This window comes from Holospora obtusa F1, assembly GCF_000469665.2.
Taxonomy (GTDB): domain Bacteria; phylum Pseudomonadota; class Alphaproteobacteria; order Holosporales; family Holosporaceae; genus Holospora; species Holospora obtusa.
Genome location: NZ_AWTR02000008.1, coordinates 1 through 7390, shown reverse-complemented (window position 1 = coordinate 7390; position 7390 = coordinate 1). Strand labels below are relative to the sequence as shown.

Here is a 7390-nt window from a genome sequence, read left to right as displayed (position 1 = left end):
TGAAAACCTCATTGAATCATTTTGCAATAAAACAAAAACTATTGTTAAAAGCCAATGTTTTAATGTTCAATGAACTTCAAATTTTGAAAGGTGCTACGTAAGATGAGTAATTTATGTACGACAAGAACTTTTAAATGCCATAGACGCTATCGATTTACGATTAACATACCCAGCTATAATATTATTTAGCGCTTTTTTTGGCAGCAAGCTTTTTTCTTTTTCTGTCCCATCCTGCGTTCTGCACAAATGGTCATCTCAATACCGCTTTCATCAATATATATAAGACTTTTTGATGGTATACCTTTTATAGTTTCTTTATATCGCTCTCGTTTTTTTTGGCTTGCTTGCAAATAGGTAAAGACTTTTTTTTATAGTTAAAGCCTAGCTTCTTTAACCACCGATACACAGAAAACACATATTAGCATTAAATAGTTTTGTTATCTTCTGCTCATTTTTTATCTTCATTGGCCTTCGACATAAATCCTTAGCTTTTCTGGGTTTATTTTGCCCTTTCTGCCTAAGCGTGTCTTGGTACCTGATCCACCACCTCAATATCTTGGATGTCGTGTTTTTATTGTTACCAAGCTTAATATATTTTATTATTCTAAAAATTGCACAAAATAAAAAAATTACCACAAAAGGGAAGTGCTTATTGCGAAATAAACAAACATCATATCCAAAACCTAATAATTTATATACGATAAGTTTATTTAAAACGTATTTCAAAAAACAAAAAGTTATACACTCTGTAGCCATAGATAAGTAGAGTAAAGAAAATGAAGAACTTTTTAAAATCGTACAAAATTTTCTTCTGTCCTATTTACTTAATTTGAATCGAATAAAAAAATGTGCACTAAAAACAAAAACAAAATCTTTAGATGCAATAGAATACATGATCACTTTACTTTCATTTTTTTAGAACACAAAAAAGTTTAATCAGAAAAAACTGTCTTATTTAGAGTTTTTGAAAAAAGCTTCAATTTTACGTTCAAAAAAATATCATATCTTAACGTATATTGCACTAAAAAATATGTAACTTTATTTGATCCAAATTTTTTCCAATTTCTATAAAGTCCAAATTTTTTTTTTTCTTTTGGACGTAAAATTAATTCTTTTTTTAAAAAACTACCTGGTCTAAAAACGATCACTTTTTTCCTGGGAACAAAAATTCTTTCTTGAGTTTTGGGATTGATTCCCGTATAAGCAGACCTATGTTTACATACAAAATTACCAAACCCACGAAATTCCACACTTCCTTCTTGCGCCAAACAATGACTAATTTCTTGAAAAAATAAATTCAGTGCATCTTGAATAAAACGATAAGAAAAACGCGGAATTTCTTTATGAATATCTAAAATTATATCTTTTTTTGTCATTAGAACATTTTACTTTTTTCTCAATATTAGAACAAAATTTTAAAAAAAAAGTAAAAATTAAAACATATTTAAAATATGGGCTTTTTAAGACAGCCCATTCTTAAACTAAGGCGTCTCATCTTCTGACGATTTTTCAGAAGAAGATGCTTGATCCGCTGAATCTGGTGAAGCGGGATGTTTAGCAGAAACTTCCATCAATTTCGTAAGCTCATTTTCTACGCTTTGAATAGCTGATTCCATTGCTTCCACATCTTCTTGCCCTAAAAGCTCTTGAAGTTTTTTTACTTCTTGATCTATCCGAGATTTTTCTTCCGAAGACAGGTGGGCATCAAGATTTTTTACTTGTTTTTCAACTTCATATGCTATGCTCTCTCCGCGATTACGTACTTCTACTAAGCGGCGCTTGTGCGCATCCTCTTTACGATGACGTTCCGCATCTTGAACCATTTGTTCAATTTCTTGCTCACTGATCCCTCCAGAGTTTTGTATTCGAATTTGCTGCTCTTTTCCCGTAGACTTATCTTTTGCAGAAACATTGACAATTCCATTCGCATCGATATCGAAAGTCACCTCAATTTGAGGAACTCCTCTGGGAGCAGAAGGAATTCCTACAAGATCAAAATGTGCCAATAACTTATTATCGACAGCCATCTCTCTCTCTCCTTGAAAAACCCTAATGTTTACCGAAGTTTGATTGTCTGCTGCGGTAGAAAAAGTTTGAGATCTTCTGGTTGGAATCGTTGTATTCCGCTCAATCAAGCGTGTAAACACACCCCCTAACGTTTCGATTCCCAAAGAAAGAGGTGTGACATCCAAAAGCAAAACATCTTTGACGTCTCCTCTTAAAATTCCCCCCTGAATTGCAGCTCCTACAGCAACTACTTCGTCCGGATTTACTCCTCTGTGAGGCTCTTTTCCAAAAAATTCTCTTACTTTTTCGATGATTTTTGGCATACGGGTCATTCCACCAACCAAAATAATCTCACGAATCTCAGACACTTTAATTTTGGCATCTTTTAAAGCCTCACGACAAGGCTCCATAGTGCGCTCGATTAAATCCGAAACCAATGACTCCAAAACAGATCTTTTCAATGTAACATGCAAATGTTTAGGGCCACTGGAATCAGCCGTAATAAAAGGCAAATTCACATCAGTAGTTACTGTGTTAGAGAGAGTTTTTTTGGCTTCTTCTGCTGCATCTTTCAATCTTTGTAAAGCTAACGGATCTTTACGAAGATCAATTCCACTAGTTTTTTTAAATTCTTCAGCTAAATAATCGATAATCCGAAGGTCAAAATCTTCTCCTCCCAAGAACGTATCCCCATTAGTTGCCTTGACTTCAAAAACACCTCCGCCAATTTCTAGGATAGAAACATCAAACGTTCCTCCTCCTAAATCATAAACGACCACGATTCCTTCTTTTTCACGGTCCATACCATAGGCTAAAGCGGCTGCGGTTGGTTCGTTAATGATACGTTTTACATCTAACCCTGCGATTCTTCCCGCTTCCTTAGTTGCTTGACGTTGGGCATCATTAAAGTAAGCAGGAACAGTAATGACAGCCTCTGTAACGGCTTCCCCTAAATATTTTTCAGCAGAAGCTTTCATTTTTTCTAAAACAAACGCGCTAATCTGGCTGGGTGTATACTGCTTATCTCCCCACGCGACTCCTGCGTCTCCATTGGGCAGTGCACAAATACGATAAGAAACTTTATTTTGATCTTTTTTGATCAAAGGATCATCATATCGCCCACCAACTAAACGTTTTACAGCAGAAAATGTTCCTTCCGGATTTGTGACGGCTTGACGTTTTGCAGTGCCTCCCACGAGTCTTTCTCCGGAAGAACTAAAAGCAACAACCGAAGGAGTTGTTCTGTTTCCTTCTTCATTTTCGATTACGACTGCTTTTCCGCCATCCATTATGGCAACACAAGAGTTAGTCGTCCCCAAATCAATTCCGATAATCTTTCCCATAAGTATCCCCTATCCGAACTTTTGCATTTATTCTACCAACAAATACAGTACGAGACAAGAGCAATAAACACGACTTAGAGAGAAAAAATATAAAATAATTAATACATCAGAACTTTTGCTTGAACTTTTTCTCGCTATTTTTCATTTTTTTAAAATCGCCTAATTCAACCTAAAGTTTTATAGGATTTATTTTTATACGTAAGCCAAAGTTACGGTTTAAGCGCAAGCACGATTATAATCAATTAAGCTGAGGTTTGCGAATAAAAAAAAACATAGCGCTCAGTGATGGAAAATAGAATTTTCGGGCTATATGGATATATGATCTTAGAATTTTTTTCTAAAAATCACATACCTTTGTACAAAACGTTAACTTAACTTACTATAGCCCTGAATATCAAAAGAAATCCTACCAATAAAGGATCCATGAGCTATAAAAAACCTCATCGTACCGAGTGCTTTTTTGAAAAAATTAAGAAATAAAGCGCACTCTTTCATTCTTTAACACGATTACCTAACACGCTTCATATTTTTTTCACAGCTCTTATTTGACTTGGTTGATTTCGCTTGCAGAGCCTAGTTTTTTCTGATCTAAAATAGGAGGACAACATTTAGGCACAATTACCCCTGATGAATGGTGCAAAAACCTTTACTTACGTAAAAATCTGCATAAGCATGTACTATTGAGTTGGTTTTTTCACTCTTCTTGCAAAAAAGAAACTTCTTCTTTTTCTTCTGATTTCGGTGATTTTTCTTCATCTATTGAAGCGTTCCAATCAAAAAAATCTGTTTTTGGGCGTACAGACGCTCGAATTGTATCTTCTAGCTCTTTCATTTTTTCTGGATTTTTCAAAAGATACGCTTCTGCAGATTCTTTTCCTTGTCCTAATTTTTCTGATTGATAGGCATACCAAGATCCTGATTTTGAAATCAAATCAAGGCGTACACCAAAATCTATAAGCTCAGAAACTTTAGAAATTCCTTGTCCGTACAAAATATCAAACGTCACTTCTCGAAAAGGAGGGGCTAATTTGTTTTTGACTACCTTCACTTTTACTTGATTTCCTCTAATTTCCTCGTTTGCTTTTCCTTTAATAGATCCAATTCGACGAATATCTAACCGAACAGAGGCGTAGAATTTTAGAGCATTACCTCCTGTGGTTGTTTCAGGATTTCCGTAGACAACTCCAATTTTTTGGCGCACTTGATTAATAAAAATAACAATAATATTCGAACGTGATATAGAAGAAGTGAGCTTCCTAAGCGCTTGACTCATTAAGCGCGCTTGTAATCCCATATGAGAATCCCCCATATCTCCTTCAAGTTCTGCTTTAGGAACCAAAGCCGCCACACTATCGATAACTAACACTTTTATAGCTCCAGAGCGCACAAAATAATCTGCTATTTCCAAGGCTTGCTCTCCGGTATCGGGTTGAGATATGTACAAATTTTCCGGCTGAATTCCTAATTTTCGAGCATATTGTTTGTCAAAAGCATGCTCAACATCAATAAACGCGCATATTCCACCTTGTTTTTGTGCTTCTGCAATAACATGCATAGAGAGCGTAGTTTTTCCCGAGCTTTCTGGTCCGTAAATTTCGATGATGCGTCCTACAGGAAGGCCCCCAATTCCTAACGCCAAATCTAATCCTAAAGATCCGGTAGATACTACCTCGACTTGCTCTGCTGCCTCCTGCTCTAAACAGAGCACAGACCCTTTTCCGAAAGCCTTTTCGATTTGCGCAATGGCATTTTGTAATGCATGAGTGGTATGGTGGACCATATATATTTTCCAACAATCTAGAAGACGTTTATTCTAGCATCATTTCTAAAATGATTCTAGGTCTATTCACCATCTAAATATCTAAAAGGAATCCTTCTTCAAATACGTCTTGGGAAGATTAAAAGGATAGACACACTTAAAAGAGGGGGCGCCACAAACGAACAGTCGCGCAATAGCAAAGGGGTAGCGCTTTTTGAAACAATGAGTTAAACAGAAAACTGCTTTATGTTTAAGGGCGCATACTTTTTTGGAATGGGGTAACACTGGGTTAGTGGAGTACTTTTTGCGATAAAAACGTGCCCTGATACGGAAAATTTTGAGATTCTTTTGGCCGATATCACGTATACTAAATTAAAAATGAGGAAAGTTTTGAGGTTTAGATAGTTTTATGCCAAAATACGACTATAGTGTCGTATTAAGGTCATCAGCAATGCATTGCAAAAAGTGTAATTCCGAAAACTGCATAAGGAACAGTATATTACGCAAAGTTCAGCGTTATAAGTGAAGGAATGAGGTTATACCTTTGTTGAAGGTGACAAGATGGGAAAAAAAGAAAAACGGCTGTAAAAAAAGCCTTATGCGTCATTTTATACTCTTTAGCTAAAGCATCTTTTAACATGATGGGTAAAATTCTTGGACATTCTCCTTCTATTATATACAAAGTGGGTGATGGCAGAGATGGAAAAAACACAAGAATCTTAGATTTCAGGTAACATTTAAGCAGTGGAATTTGATGAAATGTGGCATTTTTTCCAAAAAAAGTCAAAAACTCTGGATTATCAAAGCTGTTGATCGTAGCACACGGAGAACTTTACAGGGAATCGTGATGTTGCAACTTTCAAACGACTTTACGAAAAAGTCAAACATCTGAAAAATTGCACATTTTATATTGATGATTAGGATGTTTTCTCTAAAGTTCTACAAAAAAACCGCCATAGTATTGAAAAATCAGGCACTGTATGCATAGAGCAAGATAATAATAATACAACTAGGACGCATGACGAGACGTACTAAAGTAGTTTCCAAGAAGGAATTTATGGTATACAGATCACTCAAGATTTGGTATGCGCTTACGATATCAGAAATCTTTAATCACTATCAAAAAATATTGCTATCTATCTTTAGGTAAAAACTCTCAGAATTTTAATTACCCTAAACACAATCCAGCTCCAAGATCGAAGCGAAAAATGTTTAAGACTTTTTTATAGAGTAACGCGATCTTCATTTGCGTCGATTGGATATTTTTACGAAATCAATCCTTATGGTTATAAATACTATGCTTCATCAAAAATGTTTTAGAATGGTTTATGATTTTTTAGTAATTTAATGAATCTCAATGCATTGAAAAAATTGAAGTAAATCAATTGATTAAGTAAATTTCTTTTCTTTAATTATTTTTATAATATTTGTACTATTTGTGCATTAGGACTAAAATTTTTTTTGTCTAATCACAAATCTTTTATTCATTATTATTTTTATTTATTAAATTTTTTTCTAAATATGGAGTTAACGTTGAAAATTTTTGTAAGTACGGAATAAATTTTTCTTTTTTTAATATTTTATTTTTTCCTGTAATCATATGGAAATTCATTGAAGAAAGCAAAAAAGTTGGAGCAACTTCACAAGTATCCTTGATTATCCTGCTCACTCCTTCCAGAAGATTTTGTAGGCTACCAAGACCTGAAGATTTTTCTTGTTCCCTGATTCTTTTTATAATTATACTACACAATGTTTTTGATTCTGGTAAACTGTTATTAGGATTTATTATGATTTTTAAAGAAACATGATCCGGTAAACCAAGATAAACATTTTTTGTATTACTCCAGCTCAGCCCATATACATGATTATCTTTTGCAGATTTAGATAGATTCATAATTAAATCTAAAGCTAAATTAAAATGATTTTTTTGATCGTTTTCATACAATTTCTTCTGCTCTCGCTAAGCGTATAACGTCCTTAATTTCAGCTTCCATTAAAGATTTTTTTAATTGATTTTGAGCTTGTGTAAAATTTTTTGCAGGAATAATAAATTTTTTGTCTGTGTAGCTTCTTTTTCAAACTCAGTAAATTTTTTAATAGATGCTTCTCCTGAAGCCTCATCCCAGATAAGATCTATCAGATCATGATTTTGTGGAGTGGTAAGAAAAAAATTATCTGTTTTTAACTGATGTTACGCAGCAATAGTTGATTTCTGCTTGAAATAATCATATTTTTCGTCCATAAATTTTTAAGGACAAAAAATGAAACTGGATCTTCTTGA

The 7390-nt window shown here is 34.2% G+C and carries 5 protein-coding genes; 1 reads left to right on the top strand and 4 read right to left on the bottom strand.

Annotated features, from left to right (window positions below):
- Nucleotides 1-932: 932 nt before the first annotated feature.
- The 3 genes from P618_RS00390 to recA form a co-directional block, all read right to left on the bottom strand.
- Complete coding sequence (locus P618_RS00390) at nucleotides 933-1376, bottom strand: HU family DNA-binding protein (protein ID WP_021828060.1); 444 nt, start codon at nucleotides 1374-1376, stop codon at nucleotides 933-935.
- Between the two features lie 105 nt (nucleotides 1377-1481).
- Nucleotides 1482-3350, bottom strand: a complete 1869-nt coding sequence (dnaK, locus tag P618_RS00385; RefSeq protein ID WP_021828059.1) for a molecular chaperone DnaK — start codon at nucleotides 3348-3350, stop codon at nucleotides 1482-1484.
- Between the two features lie 694 nt (nucleotides 3351-4044).
- On the bottom strand, nucleotides 4045-5130 hold the full coding sequence (gene recA, locus P618_RS00380; protein ID WP_021828058.1) for a recombinase RecA: 1086 nt from the start codon (nucleotides 5128-5130) through the stop codon (nucleotides 4045-4047).
- A gap of 733 nt (nucleotides 5131-5863) precedes the next feature.
- On the opposite strand from recA, the gene P618_RS07555 reads away from it, so the two are divergent.
- Nucleotides 5864-6001, top strand: a complete 138-nt coding sequence (locus P618_RS07555) for a hypothetical protein (RefSeq protein WP_156918923.1) — start codon at nucleotides 5864-5866, stop codon at nucleotides 5999-6001.
- 588 nt (nucleotides 6002-6589) lie between these two features.
- On the opposite strand, the gene P618_RS00370 is transcribed toward P618_RS07555, so the two are convergent.
- On the bottom strand, nucleotides 6590-7054 hold the full coding sequence (locus tag P618_RS00370) for a hypothetical protein (protein ID WP_021828056.1): 465 nt from the start codon (nucleotides 7052-7054) through the stop codon (nucleotides 6590-6592).
- Nucleotides 7055-7390: the final 336 nt, after the last annotated feature.

Excerpts from the sequence above, each read along its gene's own strand:
- P618_RS00390 (WP_021828060.1), bottom strand. The coding sequence starts at position 1,376 with ATGACAAAAAAAGATATAATTTTAGATATTCATAAAGAAATTCCGCGT.
- dnaK (WP_021828059.1), bottom strand. The coding sequence starts at position 3,350 with ATGGGAAAGATTATCGGAATTGATTTGGGGACGACTAACTCTTGTGTT.
- recA (WP_021828058.1), bottom strand. The coding sequence starts at position 5,130 with ATGGTCCACCATACCACTCATGCATTACAAAATGCCATTGCGCAAATC.
- P618_RS07555 (WP_156918923.1), top strand. The coding sequence starts at position 5,864 with ATGAAATGTGGCATTTTTTCCAAAAAAAGTCAAAAACTCTGGATTATC.